This window comes from Pseudomonas sp. Y39-6 (assembly GCF_023651955.1).
Classification (GTDB): domain Bacteria; phylum Pseudomonadota; class Gammaproteobacteria; order Pseudomonadales; family Pseudomonadaceae; genus Aquipseudomonas; species Aquipseudomonas veronii.
In genome coordinates, this window is record NZ_CP069594.1 from 1,916,174 (window position 1) to 1,933,183 (window position 17,010).

The 17,010-nt window shown below is 59.9% G+C and carries 23 protein-coding genes and 1 pseudogene; 3 read left to right on the top strand and 21 right to left on the bottom strand.

The features are described 5' to 3' along the window. Positions 1-8: 8 nt before the first annotated feature. From JN756_RS08710 to JN756_RS08750, 9 genes are all read right to left on the bottom strand, one after another. A complete protein-coding gene (locus JN756_RS08710) occupies positions 9-344 on the bottom strand; it encodes a phage tail assembly protein (RefSeq protein WP_126589577.1) in 336 nt (111 codons plus the stop codon). Positions 345-394: 50 nt separating this feature from the next. After that, positions 395-910 carry a phage major tail tube protein gene (locus JN756_RS08715; RefSeq protein WP_126589576.1) on the bottom strand — a complete coding sequence of 172 codons (516 nt, stop codon included), beginning with the start codon at positions 908-910 and terminating at the stop codon, positions 395-397. 57 nt (positions 911-967) lie between these two features. After that, the gene (locus JN756_RS08720; RefSeq protein WP_201022008.1) at positions 968-2,137 is read right to left on the bottom strand and encodes a phage tail sheath protein; all 1,170 of its coding nucleotides are present in this window, start codon (positions 2,135-2,137) and stop codon (positions 968-970) included. A 126-nt stretch (positions 2,138-2,263) separates the two neighbouring features. Next, positions 2,264-2,695: a phage tail protein gene (locus tag JN756_RS08725; RefSeq protein WP_201022009.1), complete on the bottom strand. Its 432-nt coding sequence runs from the start codon at positions 2,693-2,695 to the stop codon at positions 2,264-2,266. Next, complete coding sequence (locus JN756_RS08730; RefSeq protein WP_201022010.1) at positions 2,692-4,236, bottom strand: phage tail protein; 1,545 nt, start codon at positions 4,234-4,236, stop codon at positions 2,692-2,694. Before JN756_RS08730 ends, JN756_RS08725 begins: the two co-directional genes overlap by 4 nt. After that, positions 4,229-4,849, bottom strand: a complete 621-nt coding sequence (locus JN756_RS08735; protein WP_201022011.1) for a phage tail protein I — start codon at positions 4,847-4,849, stop codon at positions 4,229-4,231. Before JN756_RS08735 ends, JN756_RS08730 begins: the two co-directional genes overlap by 8 nt. Next, positions 4,849-5,760: a baseplate J/gp47 family protein gene (locus tag JN756_RS08740; protein ID WP_201022012.1), complete on the bottom strand. Its 912-nt coding sequence runs from the start codon at positions 5,758-5,760 to the stop codon at positions 4,849-4,851. Before JN756_RS08740 ends, JN756_RS08735 begins: the two co-directional genes overlap by 1 nt. Then, on the bottom strand, positions 5,757-6,101 hold the full coding sequence (locus JN756_RS08745; RefSeq protein ID WP_201022013.1) for a GPW/gp25 family protein: 345 nt from the start codon (positions 6,099-6,101) through the stop codon (positions 5,757-5,759). The genes JN756_RS08740 and JN756_RS08745 overlap by 4 nt, the downstream gene beginning before the upstream one ends. After that, positions 6,098-6,670 carry a phage baseplate assembly protein V gene (locus tag JN756_RS08750; protein ID WP_201022014.1) on the bottom strand — a complete coding sequence of 191 codons (573 nt, stop codon included), beginning with the start codon at positions 6,668-6,670 and terminating at the stop codon, positions 6,098-6,100. Before JN756_RS08750 ends, JN756_RS08745 begins: the two co-directional genes overlap by 4 nt. A gap of 98 nt (positions 6,671-6,768) precedes the next feature. On the opposite strand from JN756_RS08750, the gene JN756_RS08755 reads away from it, so the two are divergent. After that, positions 6,769-7,728, top strand: coding sequence for an FRG domain-containing protein (locus JN756_RS08755; RefSeq protein ID WP_201022015.1), 960 nt, complete (start codon positions 6,769-6,771; stop codon positions 7,726-7,728). Here the strand turns inward: JN756_RS08755 and JN756_RS08760 are convergent. From JN756_RS08760 to JN756_RS08815, 12 genes and pseudogenes are all read right to left on the bottom strand, one after another. Next, positions 7,708-8,166, bottom strand: coding sequence for a phage virion morphogenesis protein (locus tag JN756_RS08760; RefSeq protein ID WP_201022016.1), 459 nt, complete (start codon positions 8,164-8,166; stop codon positions 7,708-7,710). The two genes, JN756_RS08755 and JN756_RS08760, sit on opposite strands and share 21 nt — an antisense overlap. Then, positions 8,156-8,638: a phage tail protein gene (locus JN756_RS08765; RefSeq protein ID WP_201022017.1), complete on the bottom strand. Its 483-nt coding sequence runs from the start codon at positions 8,636-8,638 to the stop codon at positions 8,156-8,158. Before JN756_RS08765 ends, JN756_RS08760 begins: the two co-directional genes overlap by 11 nt. Next, positions 8,635-8,844: an Rz1-like lysis system protein LysC gene (gene lysC, locus JN756_RS08770; protein WP_442966389.1), complete on the bottom strand. Its 210-nt coding sequence runs from the start codon at positions 8,842-8,844 to the stop codon at positions 8,635-8,637. The genes JN756_RS08765 and lysC overlap by 4 nt, the downstream gene beginning before the upstream one ends. Next, a pseudogene (lysB, locus tag JN756_RS08775) lies at positions 8,744-9,178 on the bottom strand (Rz-like lysis system protein LysB); the annotation flags it as partial. The gene lysC and the pseudogene lysB, both read right to left, overlap by 101 nt. Continuing rightward, positions 9,175-9,378: a hypothetical protein gene (locus JN756_RS08780; protein WP_079443110.1), complete on the bottom strand. Its 204-nt coding sequence runs from the start codon at positions 9,376-9,378 to the stop codon at positions 9,175-9,177. The gene JN756_RS08780 and the pseudogene lysB, both read right to left, overlap by 4 nt. After that, positions 9,375-10,217: an N-acetylmuramidase domain-containing protein gene (locus JN756_RS08785; RefSeq protein WP_201022019.1), complete on the bottom strand. Its 843-nt coding sequence runs from the start codon at positions 10,215-10,217 to the stop codon at positions 9,375-9,377. Before JN756_RS08785 ends, JN756_RS08780 begins: the two co-directional genes overlap by 4 nt. Beyond that, positions 10,214-10,537, bottom strand: coding sequence for a phage holin, lambda family (locus JN756_RS08790; protein WP_201022020.1), 324 nt, complete (start codon positions 10,535-10,537; stop codon positions 10,214-10,216). The genes JN756_RS08785 and JN756_RS08790 overlap by 4 nt, the downstream gene beginning before the upstream one ends. Positions 10,538-10,582: 45 nt before the next feature. Next, complete coding sequence (locus JN756_RS08795) at positions 10,583-10,795, bottom strand: tail protein X (protein WP_141605806.1); 213 nt, start codon at positions 10,793-10,795, stop codon at positions 10,583-10,585. Next, positions 10,795-11,256: a head completion/stabilization protein gene (locus JN756_RS08800; protein WP_201022021.1), complete on the bottom strand. Its 462-nt coding sequence runs from the start codon at positions 11,254-11,256 to the stop codon at positions 10,795-10,797. The genes JN756_RS08795 and JN756_RS08800 overlap by 1 nt, the downstream gene beginning before the upstream one ends. Positions 11,257-11,358: 102 nt before the next feature. After that, complete coding sequence (locus tag JN756_RS08805) at positions 11,359-12,075, bottom strand: phage terminase small subunit (protein ID WP_201022022.1); 717 nt, start codon at positions 12,073-12,075, stop codon at positions 11,359-11,361. Positions 12,076-12,086: 11 nt separating this feature from the next. Further along, positions 12,087-13,094: a phage major capsid protein, P2 family gene (locus JN756_RS08810; protein WP_201022023.1), complete on the bottom strand. Its 1,008-nt coding sequence runs from the start codon at positions 13,092-13,094 to the stop codon at positions 12,087-12,089. Positions 13,095-13,139: 45 nt separating this feature from the next. After that, positions 13,140-14,018, bottom strand: coding sequence for a GPO family capsid scaffolding protein (locus tag JN756_RS08815; RefSeq protein WP_201022024.1), 879 nt, complete (start codon positions 14,016-14,018; stop codon positions 13,140-13,142). A 152-nt stretch (positions 14,019-14,170) separates the two neighbouring features. Between JN756_RS08815 and JN756_RS08820 the strand changes: the two genes are divergently transcribed. Both JN756_RS08820 and JN756_RS08825 read left to right on the top strand, forming a co-directional pair. Then, a complete protein-coding gene (locus tag JN756_RS08820) occupies positions 14,171-15,928 on the top strand; it encodes a terminase ATPase subunit family protein (RefSeq protein WP_201022025.1) in 1,758 nt (585 codons plus the stop codon). Next, positions 15,928-16,980: a phage portal protein gene (locus JN756_RS08825; protein ID WP_201022026.1), complete on the top strand. Its 1,053-nt coding sequence runs from the start codon at positions 15,928-15,930 to the stop codon at positions 16,978-16,980. Before JN756_RS08820 ends, JN756_RS08825 begins: the two co-directional genes overlap by 1 nt. The last annotated feature ends 30 nt before the right edge of the window (positions 16,981-17,010 follow it).

Sequence of the window (17,010 nt, forward strand, 5' to 3'; positions counted from 1 at the left end):
GGCGTCGTCTACGCAACGAGGGATGCGTCCGTCTTCATCGATTTCTGTAGCAAAAAACCGCACACCTTGGTGCCGAGTGCGAACAGGTCGGCAGGGTCCATCGACGTGACTTCGACGGCAGTGAGTGTCGGGTTACTGATGCGCGGCACGACCTTCACCAGGCTGTTGACGTCGATTTGCAGCAGTTCGGCCAGGCTCACACCGCGCAGCTCGCCCGCGTTGGGTTTGCGCAGTGTGATGCTGTTGATGGTGGTGGTGCCACGGCGGATTGGGGTGTCGAGGATGACGGTGTTGTCGTCGGCCAGTGGCTTAACTTCAGCTTCGTCGGTACCTGCGGTTTTCATGGATATAGCTCCGGGTGATGGGTGAACGGGTTATTGGGTGGGGTGGGTGGTCAGAAGCCCAGGGCGTTGCGCTGTTTCTCCAGCATGTCGACGCCGTTGACCTTCTCGATGAAGTTGAGCAAGTCGATCTCGATGATCTCTTCGTTGTCGACGGTCAACTTGTAGTAGGTGCAGGTAGTGGTCATCGAATGCTCGGTGTCTTCCCCTGGTGTGGCATCACCCATTTCGATGGTCTCGTGACGTCCGCGCACAACGATTTCCACAGCACTGATTTCGGCCGTGTCGTCCTGCTCAAAGGCCCCGGTAAAGCGAAGGGCAACGCCCGAGGCGTTCACCATGCCGAACTGTTTCAGGCTGATCAGATCGAGGCCGCCGGTCTTCCATTCGAACTGGATGCCGTCATCGGAAAAGCCCAGGTCAGCCTTGACCGGGCCGTTCATGCCGCCGCCGCGATAGGCTTCCATCTTGCGGCCGAGGGCGGGCAGGGTGACGGACTTCACCACACCCCTGTAGATGTTGCCGTCGTTGAACAGCATGAGGTTCTTGAGTTTGCGAGGCAGGGCCATGGCGGTGTTCTCCGGGATTCGGGTTCTGGGTGAACTCCCCTTGCGGGGAGGCCCGGTTTAGCTGTTGATGCCTTTGGCGAAGTCGATCAGGTAGCGGTCGGTGATTCGCTGGCGGAAGGTGAGGTCTTCCAGGGGCGGCACAGGCGTGTAGTCGTAATCCACCCAGAGCTTTCCGGCCTTGAGGGTGTCCTTGTCGTTGACGTCTTCCGGGTACCAGCAGCTGCCGCCGATCAGGTAGCCCTGGGATTTCAGCTCGCGCATCTTGGCGTTCACGCCTTCGATTAGGTCGCGCACGAGTGAAGCGTGCATGGGGCGGTCAACTGCCCACATGTTAGCCTCGGCCATGGTGTCAGCGAGGATCTGCGCGGTGCGGGTGTAGTTCTCGAAAGCGAACTGCGGATCGTCGCTGCAGGTGCGGCTACCCCAGAAGCGGAAGCCGTTGGCGTTTATCAGGGTGGTGACGTCGTTACTGTTGAGGTAGTTGGCGTCGGTGGCCGGGTTTTGCAGATCCCAGAACACGTCGGCGCTGATGCCGGTGACACCGCTGACGGCGACGTTAGACAGAGTTTTATGCCAGCCCGTCTCCTGATCGATCTTCGCGCGCAGACCGAGGGCGCGAGCCACTGCCGAAGCGCTGGCAGTCTTGTTGGCGACGGTGTCCCAGCTCAGGAAGTCCGGCCAGATCACCATCATTTCACGGGCGCCGAAGTTCTCGCGGTACGCCACCACCTCTTCCTTGGTTTTGCAGTTCCAGGCGCTGACGTAGGCGAACGCGCGTAGGTCTTTGGCGATGCTGCCGAGTGCGGTGGCCACCGGCAAACTGTCGAGGCCAGGCACGCCGAGAATACGCGGCGTCATGCCCAGGCGGGCCTTGGCGGCGAGCAGAGCTTTCATGCCGGTGTATTTGCCATCGGCATTGGTGGTGCCGATCAGCGCGGTGGTGGTAGCCGCTTCGTCTGCGCCTTCCTTGACCCGTACCACGATGACGTAGGGCTTGGTCTGGTCGGCGATACCTTGCAGGCTGGCTGCCAGGGTGCCCTTGACGCCGGCCTTGCCGACGGCGGTTTGCACGTTGGTGATCAGGACGGGTGTGTCCAGGGGGAAAACGAGCGGGTCCGCATCTTCAGCCGTGCAAACCATGCCGATAACTGCGGTGGGGATAGTGCAAATGGGGCGGGTGCCGTCGTTGAGTTCGATGACCCGCACGCCGTGGAGATAATCGGCCATGGGTTATGCCTGCGCTGTGATGGAATGACAGTACACAGGCTGCCGCGCGCGCGCCGAATGGGCGAGCGGCGGGACTTGTAGGAGAGGTGTTTACATGGCCAAGTGGTGAGTGCCACCTGGCTGAATTCACTGAGACTCCCCGGCTAGCCAAGCCGGCGCTGGGGGCCGGTGCTCACTCAGGGGGAACTCGCCAGCTTCTGGCCAGTTGCGCAGTGCGCGCCGGTAGGCTTGCAACTCGGTGTATTGCTCCGGTGTTAGCGTGGTTGGAGACCCGTCTTCAATCTCATCACGATGCCGGGTCACTACGCCGTCTGTAGCCGTTAACTGAACTGAACGCCAATACCGCTCGACTTCGGCCAACTGCTCGTCCGCCTGCTCCGGGGCGTCTATCACCACAGGCCATTTGTCCGGCCCACAAACCAAACGCTTGCCATGACTGACTTGGGCTAACAGCTCATCCCGGGCTTTTGCGGAGAACTCCCGCGCATCAGCAGGAATAAACGTGCATACCTGATCGTCGTAGAAAAAGCCTGTTTCAGGGCTATAAAAAACAGTCATGCTTTACCCCTTACTCGCCAGAAGAATGAAGCATTCGAGCCAAAAAGATTGCGAACGGTGATACTTCCAAGCGTGCTATTTCTCGCCTGCAGCACCGGATAACTCCCGACACTTTCCCCGTTAGCAAAATTGGCAAACGTCAACTGAATATCTGTAGGCACCTCCGAAAGCGCGTAGGCCAATGGAATAACCGTGTCTGAACCTGATGGAGCCGAAATATAAATACCCCACTGTTCAATATCACCACCAGGCAACTTTTGGGAATTCGTCGAGGCGGCAAAGTCAGGGATATATTTTAAAGAGGCTGAACCCGCAAAAAAATAATTGGTGCCTTGTATGGTTAATTCAAGCGATGAACCGACGTTAACGACAACATTCGTAAGCGAGCGCGTGGCAATGGCAGACATAGTTCCGCCAGCAGGCGGCACTACGGTTAACGGTGCGCTGCCGACGTTTCTGATATGAAGTGTCGCGCCAATCGGCACGTTGCCAATCGCTGGAAGGGTTAGCGTTATTACGCTCCCGGCATTTGCCAGAATAATTCGGCCAAAATCCGATACCTCCATGCTGGAAGTAACGTCATAAATTCTGATGCCGCTCAAATTGCCGAGCGCCCGTTGCACGAATTCGGTGTTGGCCAGCGTTTTACTGCTGTCGAACACTGCAGCGGTTGGCGTCGTGGGCGCACCTGAAAACGCAGGTGAGTTGATCGGTGCAAAACCTTGGGTCACGTTCTGGAACGTCAGCGCCGTGGCGCCCAGGACAATCCCCCCATCCGTGACCAACTGCCAGCGCGTGTCTGCCTGGGTGACGCCCTGCTCGACCGACGTCAGCAGCGCCGAGGTCACCTCGGCATTGGTGTCTGCATCCGCCGACCGGGTCCAGACCGCCGCTGCCGCCAGGTAAATACCATTATCCTTGGTCACGGCCTGGTTTTTCACCAGCACGCGGTCACCGGCTACCAGGGCCACCCCGTCGACCGTCTGAAGTCCGGCCAACGCGATGTTACTCGTGGTCGCCGCCCGTACCGACTGCTTGCTGTCGAGCTTAAACAGTTCTTCCTGAATCCGCGTATCAACGTAGTCACGGGTCGCCAACACCACCGCCGGGTCAATCTTGAGCGTGATATTGCCGGTACTGGCGACGATGAAATTCATCCGCACCACTTGCGTGCGGCCGGAGCCCTGCGACAGCAACGGCTTGAAGCTCGGGGCGCAGTTGGCCACAGCTACCAGATCGCCGTCCGCGTCATACAGACCGATCTCGCGAATCCAGCGCCCGCCCTCGTCGGCAGGGATAATCTGCTCGGCGATGATCACTGCCGAGTTAGCAGGGTCAACCCGGAGCTGATTGAGTGGGCGTCGGCGCCATTCATTGATCAGCCGCGTTTGCGACTCGCTCGGGATCGGGTCAGTGTCATTGGCATCACCTACCCCCATTTCGGTGATCTTCCAGGGAAGACCAAGCGCGTCGGCGTTCGCCTGCTTGGCTCTCCCCACTTTCGTGAGGAGCGCAAAAAACTGAGAGTTCAAATCAACCATGGTAAATGTCCAGAGTGTCTATTGAGTGTTCGCGCCCGACCACGTCGATGGTCCCGGTGACCTCAATGTCACGCATGACCGGCGGATAAACGTCGATTTCATCGCCTTCGTAAACGCTGGCGAAGATGTTGAGCACGCCCGTGCTTTCAAGGCTGATAGCCAGGCCAGTGAGGTGACGGGTGACGGGCCTGGCGTCATCGATCAGCCAGGTCAGTTCCTGATACATTTCTTCGGTGATGCCGGTTTCCAGCACGCCGACCTTGATGGCGAAGGTGCCTGGCACGCCCAGAGGATTGGTCTGCCACCATTCAAGAACTTCGATCAGGTAGCCCAAAGGCTCGACCACTCGCCGCAGGGCGCCGATGGTTCCCTTGCGCGAATGGATGAAGTGGGATGACCGGATGGCAGATCGTTTCGCGGCTTCGGTCCATTTGCTGTCCCAGCGGTCCACCGAAAAGGCCCAGGCCAGGTACGGCAATATTTCAAGTGGGCAGGTGTCTGGGTTGCAGAGCTGTCGCAGGGGAATGAGCACGCGCTGAATTTGCGCGAGCGCCTGTGCCGCTTGGCGTTCCAGCAGCGTGGAGTTCCCCGGTAGCAGTTGCTGGGCGGCCATTATTCGACACCTCGGGTGACGGTGACTTTGGTGCAGAACGGCGCCTGGGCTTTGGTCGCGACGATATCGACCCAGCCTTCCAGCTCGACCTTGCGCACGCCCTCGACATGCAACGCCGCATGCAGGGCTGACTCTGAAACTTCCATGCCCAGACGACGCCGTTGGTGGACGTAGGCCAATAAACGCTGCTCGGCGGCTGCAAGGACCGGTTCCGACTCTGGCCCGCTGGAGAGCAAGAAGAGCTGGGCTTTGACCTGGTAGTTGAGAATCTGCGCACCCTGGACAAGTAAGCGGTCCGCCACCGGCCGGCGGTCTTCGTCGCTGAGGTAGGTGTTGACCAGGGCGAGCAAGTCAGCCGAGGCGGCGCCATCGCCGAGCAGCGATTGCACGGTGACCACAGCAACGGCAGGTGAAGGACTTTCAGCGGTGGCGTCGGCGACCCGGCCATCAGCTGCTCGGGCGTGGAAGATGTAGCTGTTGCGTGGACCGGCGGTGCTCAGTCCTTCCCAGGCCATCTGCGCCCGTTCGCGTAGGCTGTCGTCGCTCTCCATGAGCCTTGGCACAGGCGGTACTGCTAATGCGTTGCCTTCCTGGATGACCAACTTTTTCACATTGTAGTTGCCCGCCAGTTGCTCCAGATCGGGGCCTTTGGCAAAGGTCAGTAGGTTAGCCATGGACGCTTCATTAACCCGCTGACGCCATATGGTCTCGCGGTAGGCGTTCTCCTGCAGCAGCTTGACCAGGGGCTCCGAATCCATGTCGAGGCGCTCGGCAATCTGTTCCTGTTCCTCGATCGGCCAGAGGCTGATCATGTAGGCCTTGCGCTCGGCCAGGATCAGTTCGAAGTCGATCTGCTCGACGATCTGCGGCGCGGGGAGCTGACTGAGGTCAATCGCGGCAAAGGAATTCATGCACTGCCCCCCAGTTGCAGCGGAAGGCTCAGGCTCAGCGCTTCATTGGTGTCGACGATGGAGCCTTCCAGTTCCAGCACCGACTGACCTTGCAGGTTCGCGCCGACGAACTGCACGCGGCTGAGGCTGATACGGGTTTCCCAGCGCATCAGCGCCATGACCGTGCCCGCGTACACTCGCAGGCGCGTGGCGTCGTTGAACGGATGGTCCACCAGCTCGGGCAGCAGGCTTCCGTATTCACGGCGCATCACTCGCGTGCCGATGCGAGTGGTGAGGATGTCGGTGATGCACTGGCTGATGTGGTCCAGGGTGCTGATGGCTGCGCCGGTTTCTCGGTTCATTCTGGTTTTCCCGTCTTCGCACCGCCCACCAGCACGCCGCCGTGCAGGTGCTTGACGAGACTGATGTTGGCCGCGATCACATCTTCGGAGACGGTCACCAGGCCGACGACGTTCTGGTTGCCGGTTTGGTTGTAATCGCCCTTGTGATTGATGGGGCCGATGATGTTGATCCCGCCCTTACTGACCAGGCTGGTGGTGCCGCTATCGGGTAGGGTGGCGTTCAGATGATGGGCGACGCTGTCGTATTCGATCACCGCGCCGTCGGCGTAGGTGCGACGGTGCAGGCCGGCGCGGTTGCCGTTGGCGGGGATGTGGTCGCTGAACAGACCGGTTAGGACGACGCCGTTGGCGAGCTGGCCGGATGGGCTGAACAGGATCACCTGTTCGTCCACGGTGGGCGGGTCCCATTCGCGGTCAGACCCGGCGCGTAGGGCCAGCCATGGCAGCCAGGCGGTGGTCAGTGTTCCAGTTTTTACCTGCACGCGTGGGGGCTCCATCTGCACGGCGGCGATGACGCCGAAGCGGATGAGGTTTTCGAGCATGCGAGAAAGGGCGGCGAAGTCGTTCATGGCGCCGATGGTGTAGAGTTCGTCACGCGCAGGAAAGGGCTTACGGCTTGTAAGAGGTTGTATTACAAGATTAAAAAAAACGGGACGATGGGGGTTTGATGAAGGAATATATTGAAGAGCGCAGATTTACTAAGGCTAAGAAGTTATTAGAGGCCCTTGCTCCTTGGTCGAATAATATAAAGAGCGAGGACTTTATTTTTCGCGGCCATTCAGATAAAAATTACCTGCTCGCGCCAACATCTATTCGTAAAGAGTCTGTAGATTCAATATGGGAGTCTTCAAAGGCGTATGTTGATATCACGGGGTCACCTAAAGATAACGACTTTTCTCTAGCCTTCGTTGAGTATCAATTGATCAGGGACTTTTACAGGGGCGCAGATGTTGGAGGGCTACTAGTTCCTGCCTCTGATCGCTTACGTGCGCGGCTTCACCGAAAAGTAGATATCCATACTATGTCGACGTGGGTTGATGGGGCTAAGTGGCTTCCAGATGACATGCTTGAAGTTGCAGCGCTAGCACAACATTACGGCATCCCGACCCGGTTACTCGACTGGACATATGACCCCTTCGTAGCAGCTTTTTTTGCTTCAAGACCCTCAGATAGAAAACCTCGCGATTTATGCATATGGGGCTTAAATGCCACTTCTATAGGCACACTAGATTCGGGCACCCCCACGTTTCCTTTAAAACTCGTTACTCCTCATTATGCGGGTAACCCTAACCTTTCTGCTCAAAGTGGATTGTTCACTCACTGGGCACATGCTGTACCTGGCTTGGTAACCCTATCAACTGGTGAAATTAAAACTCTTCCTCCAGTGGATCGGCGCCCTTTAGATGTGGTTTTAAGAGAGTATTTATCGACGCTCTTTAAAAATGGCTTGCCGTCCATGTTTATTAAGTGGACTTTGCCAGCTAGTGAATCTTTAGAGCTGGCGCGACTGCTGAGGGACTTTGGCTATGGCCCAGGGAAGTTATTTCCAGGCTATGAGGGTGTAGCCATGGAGTTGAGGGAACGAATTTACTTCCCGAAGAAGAAGTCAGGCAGTCAGGTGAGCTAGGAGTCCATCGCGGATTAGTTCGAGGTCAGACTCGGTGAATCCCAAAACCGCCCGCTGTTCGTAGCGGACATCGGGAGCGCCAGGCTCTGCACGATCCTTCAAGCCGTACTGGTGAACTCTCGCGATCCGGGCGATACGCCCGGTGAAGCCAACCGTAATGGCATTGCTATCACCACGGACCTTTAGGTACGACGCGGTCCGCAGCTTCTTGAACATCGCCAACTTCCTCCGAACTCGACCCTGTTTTCCGCGCAGGTTCCGCTGCTTACGCGGCGCAAACTTGCTCCCGTCCGGGTTTTCCTGCGCCATCATCCGCTTCTGCTGACTGCGCCGCAGCTCCTGCCCAATGTTCCGCGCCAGTTTGCTGCGTTCCCCTGGCTCCAGCCGATCCAGCAGCACCGCCGCCCAGGTCTCCAGCGCCTCCAAGTTACTCGCCATTCGGCACCCTCCATTCACTGGTGTTGCCCTGGGCCCCTGGCTCCCAGTTCGGATCGAGATAGCCCACCACGTACTGCGATTCGTTCGGATGCCTCACGGTGGTGTTGCCCTGGTCGTCCTTACCGACGACCACGCGCTCTGTCAGCGCCAGGGTAATGCTGAGGTCCACTTTGTTCTTGTCGAGGATGTCGGCTTCGAACTGGATGCCGTCTTTGACCTTGTCCAGGTTCTCCAGCAGCTCGGACTGGTTGACGCTGAGCCAGCCAAGGATCGGCAGGATCACACTGTCGGGATGGCCGGCGAACTCGGTGAGGATGATCTGCAGATCAAAGCTGTATTCAAACGACAGGGTGTGGGCAGCGGTGCAACGGACCTTGCCGTTGTCGATGAAGATCAGCAGGCGGTCGGGGTTGTGCTTGAACTCGGCCACTGTGGCCAGAAGGTGAGCGCGCAGACTTTCGGGCTTGTTCATGGGGTGGCCTGCTGGTGTTTGTAGACCATGTCGACCTGCGCCGCGCAGTCAGCCCAGGCGGCTTCGGCGTGGTCTTCGTCGGTCAGTAGGTCACCGTTGTTTAGGGGGCTGGTCGCCGGCAGGTGGCACGGCACCACGGCCGGACAGCCAGTCACGGTAAGCTGCGGCGCCGGTGAGGGCGGGGCGCTGGCGCAGCCGGCGAGCAGCGTCAGGCAAAGGCTGAGCAGCCCAGTTGCGTAGTTCGTCGTTTTCACGTTTCAGCTCCTCTATTGTTCGCTCGCGTTTCGCCAGGCTCTGGTGCAGTTGATCCTGCTGGGCGCGCAGGGTGCTCTGTGCGTCGCGTTCCTGTTTCAGGGTGGCAGTGAGGGTGTTAGCGGTCCGCAGGTTGCGGTCGGCGTCTTCGCGGGCGGTCTTGGCCGTAGCGTTTGCCAGCTCGGCTTGGCTTTCGGCGACGTCGATGCGCTGTTGCTGGCCCCAGATCAGCAGCGCCAGGGCGCCGAGCAGAGCCATGCCGTACAGGGCCTGGCGCAAGGTACTCACGCGCGGTACCAGCCGAGTTTGTTCATCGCTGCGGAGTCGAGCTGCTTGATGGGCCCACGCACGATCACGGCCCTCGCGCCGTTCATCAACTGGATGGCCTCAGCCAACAGCTGCATGTCGTCCTGTTCGGTTGACTCCGGCACTACCAGCAGGTCACCGTCTTGCACCCGTAGTTTTTGCAACGCTTCGAAGTCGATCATGCCGCTACCCCTTGCCCGCAATCGCAGCCGGCGTGCCGCTCGTAGGCGCGCTGGAGCTTGGTGTCGTAGAGGTTCCGCAGATAGTCCGGCCCGTTGTAGAGCTTGGCGAATTCGGCCCATTTGCGGGCTTTCAGGGCCTTGTGCAGCGCCGGGTCGGTCTCGATGAAGCGAGTGAAGGCGTCGAACTGCTGCGATTCGCCGGCACTCATCGCCGCCACGAACGCCTGCACACTGGCGTAGCCGAGGCGCTCCCAGTGGAAGCCCATGATCTGGAACGCGCCCCAGGACGCCGACTCCAGCGCGGCGGTGTCGTCGATCAAGCGGGCCATGGCCAGGCGCTGGTGTTCGGCGGTACCGCCGATGTATCCGCCGGGCTTTGGGTTGACCAGGGCAGGGTTGGCCGTGGCGAGCTGGTCGGCGTGACGCTTGAGTTCGGCCGTGTCGTCGCCTGCGTTTCGGGCCGTGGCGAGCTGGCGGTACATGATGTGCCGTTCGAACAGGATCACCGGCTTGCCGTTGTCGAGAAAGCCCTTGCCCTTGGATTCCACTTCGTTGACTGCGTAGATGGCCGCAAGCGGCACTCCGAGGCGTTCGGCGGCGGTCACCAGATCGTGGTTGCGCAACAGAGCGGCGCAGTCGCCACCGGCCAGGCTGGTCTGGGTCTTGGTGCCGGCGATGCCATCGGCTACCAGGCCGACTTTGACCTGATAGGCGCGGACAGCGGCTTCGGTGGTGTCGCCGTAATCACCGTCCGGCACGAGGTTGGCGCCGTGTCGGTTGAGGTTCTTTTGCAGGATCAGCACCGCTTGCGAGCGGTCGCCGTGGCGAAGAGTGGTCATAGCTGCTCCACCTTACGGTTGAAAAAACTCTTGGCGGCGGCGCGGGTACCTTCGACGCCGAGCAGGCCGATTACACCGCCGAAGAACGGTGCTGTGGATGTCGGAATGCCAAGTAGGGCCAGGCCATGGCTCGCGGCCAGGGCCAGCGTGCCGCACAGCGGGGCCTCGATCAGCATGCGGCGCAGGGTGCCGCCGCCGTACATGATCCGCAGGGCCGCGATGATCAGGGCGAGGACTCCGGCGTAAAGAGTCGGCCAGTTCTGTTCGAGCCAGGCAGCGAGCCAGGCCCAGGTGTCGGGACGTTCAGGCATGCGCTTCATTCCGTTGTCCAGGGTTGGAGGGTTCAAGGGCTTGGCGCTGCAGTGTCAGTCCCATAGGTTCACCATCTGCCGCTGGGGCGCGCTGGTTTGGGCTTCGGGCATGTTGACGACAAGGCCTTGCGGCAGGATGGGGCCGTGGTCGGCCAGGCCGGGGTTGGCTTCAAGCACCGCCTCGGTGACGCCTGCGGTGCGGCCATAGTGCCGCCAGCAGAGGGCGTCGACGGTGTCGTTTTGATTGGCGCGGACGGCGACGGGCATCAGATCAGCTCCACGGTGCTGCGGGTGCGGCCGAGGAAGTCGCGCACCGCCCAGCGCAGGTCGCGGCGGTAGTCGTCGATGTTTGGGGTGAGTGCTTCCGCTTTGTCGCTGCCGGTGTTGGTCGCGCTGTAGTCGCGGTAACGCTCGCAGACTTCGGCGCCGGTTCCAGCCTCGATCGCGCGGCGGTAGAGGTGGACCTTTACCGACACGTCCTTGATGCGATCACCCGGCACCTCGGCCAGGGTGGTGTAGCCAGCGGTCTGTTGGGCGACTCGCCATTCGCTCAGTTCGTTGTTCAGGTTGATTGCGGCGGCGATCACGGCTGTTTCCAGGCGGGCCGGGGTGACGCTGCCGTCGATGCGCAGGGTGGCGCGCAAGCCGTCCAGGTCAATCGACGGCCAGAATGGATCGGTGTTGATATGGCCGCTGTCGACGGTGCCGCTGGCTACAAATGCGCTCATGACTGCACTCGAAAATAGGTCGCCGGTGGTCGGGGCTTCACGTTCAGGAGGAGCGGCCTGGCCGATCCGCCCCGAGCCGGCGGGGTGCGTGGGGACGCTCGGTTAGCTGCTGGGGGCAGCGTGTTTCTTGAGGAGGCGCTCGACGCGCTCCAAATCCTTCTTGCCGCCGCAGTTGGTGTTCAGCTCAATAGCGCGGGCCAGATGTTTTTTCGCGGAGTCCAGGTAGCCGAAGACGATCACCTGATTTTCGGAGGTGTCATCGTCGGCGACCTTTTCGGCGAACGCCTTGCCCAGCGCCAGATGCAGCTTGGCTTTGGCCTGGTCAGGCATGTCCTCTTCACCCGCGATTTCTTCGGTGCGAAGCAGCAAATCCAGATCAAAAGTGCCCCCGGCCTTTTGCGCCTTCAGGGCCACTTCGGCGATTTCTTCCGCGACGATGGTGCCGGTGGTGCGTTCGAAGCGGTCAGGCATCAGCAGCGCGTAGTTGATGACGTATTCGGCAATGTCCAGGGCCCCGGCAAAGTCCCCAGCGTCCATCCGCCAGACCATTAGCGTGGTCAGCACCTGGTCCTGGGCGCCTTTGCCTTCGGCAAGAACGCCCTCCACATAGGGGACGTACTCCGGCAGCAATTGCCGTTTCAGCTCCGCCTTGCCTTCGGTCGACTGCACCTGTTTCAGGCGCAGATAGTCCTGCTGGAGTTTGGCGAGGTGCAGTTCGTAAACGGTTGAGCCTTCCATGGTCATGGCAGGACCGGCCACGGCAGCCGCTGCAACGGCCGCTGTGACGCGCTGGAAGTGACGCCGGCAAGGATTGGTCATGGTCGCCGGCCTCAGCTCAAGGTGATGTTTTCGGCCATGGCAGCGCAGCCCAGGTCTTCAATCACATAGCTTTCGTTAACCGATTCGAAGTTTTCGATGCGGTCGCGTTTGGCGTTGTCGACGACGGTGCGGCGGCGGGTGCCTTCCTGCCAGTAGAGCGACAAGTTGTCGAGGCGGGTCACCAACAGCCCGTTGGCCGGGAAGTGCGGCACTCGCACGGCTGGTAAGTTGCCGATGCGCTTCTGGCTGGTGACGATGTCGGCCGCGAGCATCTCGGTTGGCGCCTGGGTTTTGTTGATGATCGGGAAGTACTTGTCTGCCAGCAGCTGGCGACCACAGATCACTACCAGGTCGGTGTCTTCCTGATACCAGGGCTCGATGAACTCGTTGACCATACTGACGACCAGGGCGTCGATGTTCTCGAAGTCCTTGCCTGCGCCGATCTGGATTTTCCCGCTGCCGCCCACTACCTCATGCAGCACGCGAGCGGCATTTTCCAGACGCATTTTCTGCAACCATCCGACGTTCACGTCTTGCAAAAGTGGGTTCGTGGCCGGGTTGGAGGTCTCTGCACGACTGGTGCCGTTCCAGCCGATCATGATGCGGTTGAGTGCCTGGGCCTTGATGATCGCATCGCGAATACGAGCTTGAAAGTCCTTGAACTTGGCCCACTGGTCCAGCTTTTGGTAACGGATGCCGGTATCGAAGTTGGTCTGGGTGCAGAGGTACTTACGGCTGTCCAGGCCGCTCGGGTCGCGGGGCTCGCGGTCCTTTTGGGTCGTGTCGGTGGTGCTGGCAATAGTGCCGTCGATACCGATGCCGATTTTTTCACCGGACTGTTCCGATACACCGAACACGTTGATGGCACTGAGGAAAGCGCTGGATTCCTGAATACGGGTTTCCAGTGTCTGCGCGACACTTGGGGCGGCGGTAAATTTGGTGGTGACGTCGCCCACCCCGTGCAATTGCGCGAGTTGTTGCAGGTAGGCATTGAAAAGGACGCGAGTATCGTTACGCATGGTGTTCTCCGATGTTCCTTGGCTGGGTGTTGTCCGTGATGTGGATCAGCAGTCGGTGACAAGTTTCCCGTCACCACCCGTAGCAGCAGGGCGAGCGGCGAACTGCGGTTTCGTGCCGGTGTTGTCTGGGGTGTTTTCGAGCTTTTTGATCAGATCGGCGAACTCAGCGGCCAGTTTGTCGTGGGCGGTTTGCAGCTTTTCGCGCGCGGATTTCTCGGCGGCAAAGGCTTCACCTTGGCTGGCGACATGTTTGGCCATTGCTTCAACGGCCTCGCCGAGTTCGGTAAAGAGAGCGGCGTCCTTGCCTTCCTTGTCCTTGCTCTTGCCGAGGAGTTCGAGAACGCGGCTGAACAGGCCTGCGACCTTGCCGCTTTCGTCCTCAACTTCTTCGAATTCAAGTTCGATCTCGACCGCCTCAGAGAACAGGTTGCCGGGATCACGCTTACGCGCAGCCAGTGGGTTCATATCTGGGTGCTGAGCGCTGAACGTCAGCATTTCAGTGCCCAGGCTGGCAGGGGTGTCGGTAACCGCGAGGCCATCCAGATAGGCCCGCCCGGTGTCGGCGAATTTCGGGCGGATCTCGATACTGGTGAACATCTTCTGCCGCGCCTTGTTCATTGTGATCAGGTCGGCAGTGGGCTCGATTTGAGCAAATAGGGCGAGCTTTTTGGCCCCGGCGATATCGACTTCCTCAGTTTTCAGCGCGACCACGTCGCCGTAAGCACGGAACGGGCTGTCGGGCAGCAGGCTGCGCATATGCTCAATCCAGACCCGCGCACCGTAGGTGTTCTGGCTGTAGGTCTCGGCGGCATCGACCAGCCACTGGCGTTCGATCTGGCGGCCATCCGTGGTGGCGCCTTCAACGGCGACGCGGAAAAACTTGGAGCGTTGTTTTTTGGCTGGGTTGTCGGTTTTGCCGGCCATGCGTGAATTCCTCAGTGCGGTGGCTGTGTGCCTTGGCGATGAGCGCATGTTGTTGAGCGCGAGCGTGACGGGCAACGAGGCGCTGTTGTAGATCGGGCTGTTACAAGGGCCGGCGCGGGAACTGTACGCGCGCGAGCGGCAGCATCTGCGCCATGAATGCCATCGTCGAACTACCCACCGATCACCGCCGCCATGCCAAACACCTTTACTGGCAGGGCTATCGCGTGTGCGAGATCGCCGAGCTGATCGGGGAGAAGGAAAAAACCCTGCACAGTTGGAAGGCCCGCGACGAGTGGGACCGGGCGACCCCCCTGGAGCGCATCCAGGCGGCGACCGAAGCCCGCCTGGTGCAACTGATCCTCAAGGACCCCAAGTCGGGATCGGACTACAAGGAAATTGACCTGCTGCACCGCCAACTGGAGCGCCAGGCCCGCATTCAGCGCTTCAACGACGGCGGTACTGAAACCGAGCTGAACCCGAACCTTGCCAAGCGCAACGAGGGGCCGAAGAAGGCGCCGAAGCGCAACGAGTTCGACGAAGAACACATCGAAAAGCTGACTGAGGCGTTCATTGATGGGTGTTTCGGCTATCAGCTGGATTGGTACAGGGCGGGCAATCAGCGTACCCGGGCGATCCTCAAGTCACGGCAGATCGGCGCTACGTACTATTTCGCCCGTGAAGCGCTGATCGATGCGCTGACGACAGGTCGCAACCAGATATTCCTGTCTGCCTCGAAAAACCAGGCGCATATATTCAAGGCCTACATCCAGGCCTTTGCCCGCGAGGTGGTCGGTGTCGAGCTGACAGGTGACCCGATCATTCTGGGCAATGGTGCTGAGCTGCACTTCTTGGGCACCAACGCCCGCACAGCGCAGGGCTACCACGGTAATTTCTACTTCGACGAATTCTTCTGGACGTTCAAGTTCAAGGAACTGAATAAAGTCGCCAGCGGCATGGCGATGCAGAAGCAATACCGCCGAACCTACTTTTCGACGCCGTCCAGCATGGCGCACGAAGCCTATACGTTCTGGACCGGTGAGCGGTTCAACAAGGGCAAGCCGGCGGCGCAACGGGTAAAAATTGACGTCTCCCACAGCGCGCTGCAACAGGGGCGGCTTTGTGAGGACCGGGTCTGGCGTCAGATTGTCACCATCCTGGACGCGGAAGACCGTGGCTGCGATCTGTTCGATCTCGACGAGCTGCGCCAGGAATACGATGCCGAGGCCTTCCAGAACCTGTTGATGTGTCAGTTCATCGACGACGGGGCCAGCATTTTCCCGCTTGCGATGTTGCAGCCGTGCATGGTCGACAGCTGGGATCTATGGTCCGAGGACTACAAACCATTTGCCGCGCGTCCGTTTGGGGATCGGCAGGTTTGGGTTGGTTACGACCCGGCCGAAAGCGGCGACAGCGCCGGCCTGGTGGTGATCGCTCCACCGACAGTGCCCGGTGGCAAGTTCCGCGTGCTTGAGAAACATCAGTTTCGCGGTATGGACTTCGCGGCCCAGGCAGAAGCCATCCGCCAGCTCACCAGGCGCTACTGGGTGACCTACATCGGTATCGACATCACGGGCATGGGCTCGGGCGTTGCCCAGCTGGTGAAGCAATTCTTCCCGAACATCACCACCTTCAGCTACTCGCCCGAAGTCAAAACGCGCCTGGTGTTGAAGGCTTACGACGTCATCAAGAACGGGCGCCTGGAATTCGACGCTGGCTGGACCGATTTGGCTCAGTCCCTCATGGCTATCCGCAAAACAGTCACCGCCTCCGGGCGCCAATTTACTTACACGGCCGGTCGTACAGACGAAACCGGCCATGCCGACCTGGCGTGGGCGACGTTCCACGCGCTGCACAACGAACCCCTTGAGGGGCAGACCACGGCGAACACCGGATTTATGGAGTCCTACTGATGAGCAGACGTAAGCGCGGAAACCAGCTGAACACCGTCCAGCCACCTATGGAGGGCGATTTGCTGCCGCCAGAGTCCGGTCCTGTTGAGGCGTTCACTTTCGGCGATCCTGCGCCCGTTCTGGATAGCCGGGAGATCCTCGACTATCTGGAGTGCTGGGCCAACGGGCGTTGGTTTGAAACACCGATGTCCATGGATGGCCTGGCGAAAACGACGCGGGCCAGCGTTTACCTCCAGTCTGGGCTGAACTTCAAGCGCAACATGCTCGCCCGCACGTTCGTTCCCCACCGGCTATTGAGTCGCCAGGCCTTTGAGCAGTTTGCCCTGGACTGGCTCTGGTGTGGCAACTGCTACCTGGAGAAGCGCAACAACATGCTCCGCAACACCATGGGCCTGCTGCCTCCACTGGCGAAGTACATGCGCCGGGGTGTGGACATGGAGACCTATTACCAGGTGCGCGGCTGGAAGGACGAGCACGAGTTTGCCCCTGGTTCGATCTGCCACTTGCGCGAGGCCGATATCAATCAGGAGATCTACGGCCTGCCGGAGTGGCTGGCAGCACTGCAAAGTGCGCTGCTCAACGAGAGCGCCACGCTGTTCCGGCGCAAGTACTACAACAACGGCAGTCACGCCGGTTTCATCCTGTACATGACCGACGCGGCGCAGAAGGAAGAGGACATTGATTCGTTGCGCACAGCGCTGAAGAACTCCAAGGGGCCTGGCAACTTCCGCAACCTGTTCGTGTACGCGCCGGCCGGGAAGAAGGACGGCATTCAGCTCATTCCGGTGAGTGAGGTCGCGGCCAAGGATGAATTCAGCTCGATCAAGAACATCAGCCGCGACGACTTGCTCGCGGCGTTGCGCATTCCACCGCAGTTGATGGGCATCGTGCCGCAGAACGCGGGAGGTTTTGGCTCGTTACGGGAGGCTGCTGAAGTTTGGGCGGTGAACGAACTGGAGCCGCTTCAGGCACGTTTGGCTCAGGTCAACGAGTGGCTGGGTGAAGAGGTTGTCAGCTTTAAGCCTTTTGAGCTCACGCCCACTGAAAAGTAGATGTGTAGGAAATACTCACGTACTGATTTG

Bases quoted from the DNA above. Each gene is read 5' to 3' on its own strand.
- JN756_RS08710 (WP_126589577.1), bottom strand. From the start codon at position 344: ATGAAAACCGCAGGTACCGACGAAGCTGAAGTTAAGCCACTGGCCGAC.
- JN756_RS08715 (WP_126589576.1), bottom strand. From the start codon at position 910: ATGGCCCTGCCTCGCAAACTCAAGAACCTCATGCTGTTCAACGACGGC.
- JN756_RS08720 (WP_201022008.1), bottom strand. From the start codon at position 2,137: ATGGCCGATTATCTCCACGGCGTGCGGGTCATCGAACTCAACGACGGC.
- JN756_RS08725 (WP_201022009.1), bottom strand. From the start codon at position 2,695: ATGACTGTTTTTTATAGCCCTGAAACAGGCTTTTTCTACGACGATCAG.
- JN756_RS08730 (WP_201022010.1), bottom strand. From the start codon at position 4,236: ATGGTTGATTTGAACTCTCAGTTTTTTGCGCTCCTCACGAAAGTGGGG.
- JN756_RS08735 (WP_201022011.1), bottom strand. From the start codon at position 4,849: ATGGCCGCCCAGCAACTGCTACCGGGGAACTCCACGCTGCTGGAACGC.
- JN756_RS08740 (WP_201022012.1), bottom strand. From the start codon at position 5,760: ATGAATTCCTTTGCCGCGATTGACCTCAGTCAGCTCCCCGCGCCGCAG.
- JN756_RS08745 (WP_201022013.1), bottom strand. From the start codon at position 6,101: ATGAACCGAGAAACCGGCGCAGCCATCAGCACCCTGGACCACATCAGC.
- JN756_RS08750 (WP_201022014.1), bottom strand. From the start codon at position 6,670: ATGAACGACTTCGCCGCCCTTTCTCGCATGCTCGAAAACCTCATCCGC.
- JN756_RS08755 (WP_201022015.1), top strand. From the start codon at position 6,769: ATGAAGGAATATATTGAAGAGCGCAGATTTACTAAGGCTAAGAAGTTA.
- JN756_RS08760 (WP_201022016.1), bottom strand. From the start codon at position 8,166: ATGGCGAGTAACTTGGAGGCGCTGGAGACCTGGGCGGCGGTGCTGCTG.
- JN756_RS08765 (WP_201022017.1), bottom strand. From the start codon at position 8,638: ATGAACAAGCCCGAAAGTCTGCGCGCTCACCTTCTGGCCACAGTGGCC.
- JN756_RS08780 (WP_079443110.1), bottom strand. From the start codon at position 9,378: ATGATCGACTTCGAAGCGTTGCAAAAACTACGGGTGCAAGACGGTGAC.
- JN756_RS08785 (WP_201022019.1), bottom strand. From the start codon at position 10,217: ATGACCACTCTTCGCCACGGCGACCGCTCGCAAGCGGTGCTGATCCTG.
- JN756_RS08790 (WP_201022020.1), bottom strand. From the start codon at position 10,537: ATGAAGCGCATGCCTGAACGTCCCGACACCTGGGCCTGGCTCGCTGCC.
- JN756_RS08795 (WP_141605806.1), bottom strand. From the start codon at position 10,795: ATGCCCGTCGCCGTCCGCGCCAATCAAAACGACACCGTCGACGCCCTC.
- JN756_RS08800 (WP_201022021.1), bottom strand. From the start codon at position 11,256: ATGAGCGCATTTGTAGCCAGCGGCACCGTCGACAGCGGCCATATCAAC.
- JN756_RS08805 (WP_201022022.1), bottom strand. From the start codon at position 12,075: ATGACCAATCCTTGCCGGCGTCACTTCCAGCGCGTCACAGCGGCCGTT.
- JN756_RS08810 (WP_201022023.1), bottom strand. From the start codon at position 13,094: ATGCGTAACGATACTCGCGTCCTTTTCAATGCCTACCTGCAACAACTC.
- JN756_RS08815 (WP_201022024.1), bottom strand. From the start codon at position 14,018: ATGGCCGGCAAAACCGACAACCCAGCCAAAAAACAACGCTCCAAGTTT.
- JN756_RS08820 (WP_201022025.1), top strand. From the start codon at position 14,171: ATGAATGCCATCGTCGAACTACCCACCGATCACCGCCGCCATGCCAAA.
- JN756_RS08825 (WP_201022026.1), top strand. From the start codon at position 15,928: ATGAGCAGACGTAAGCGCGGAAACCAGCTGAACACCGTCCAGCCACCT.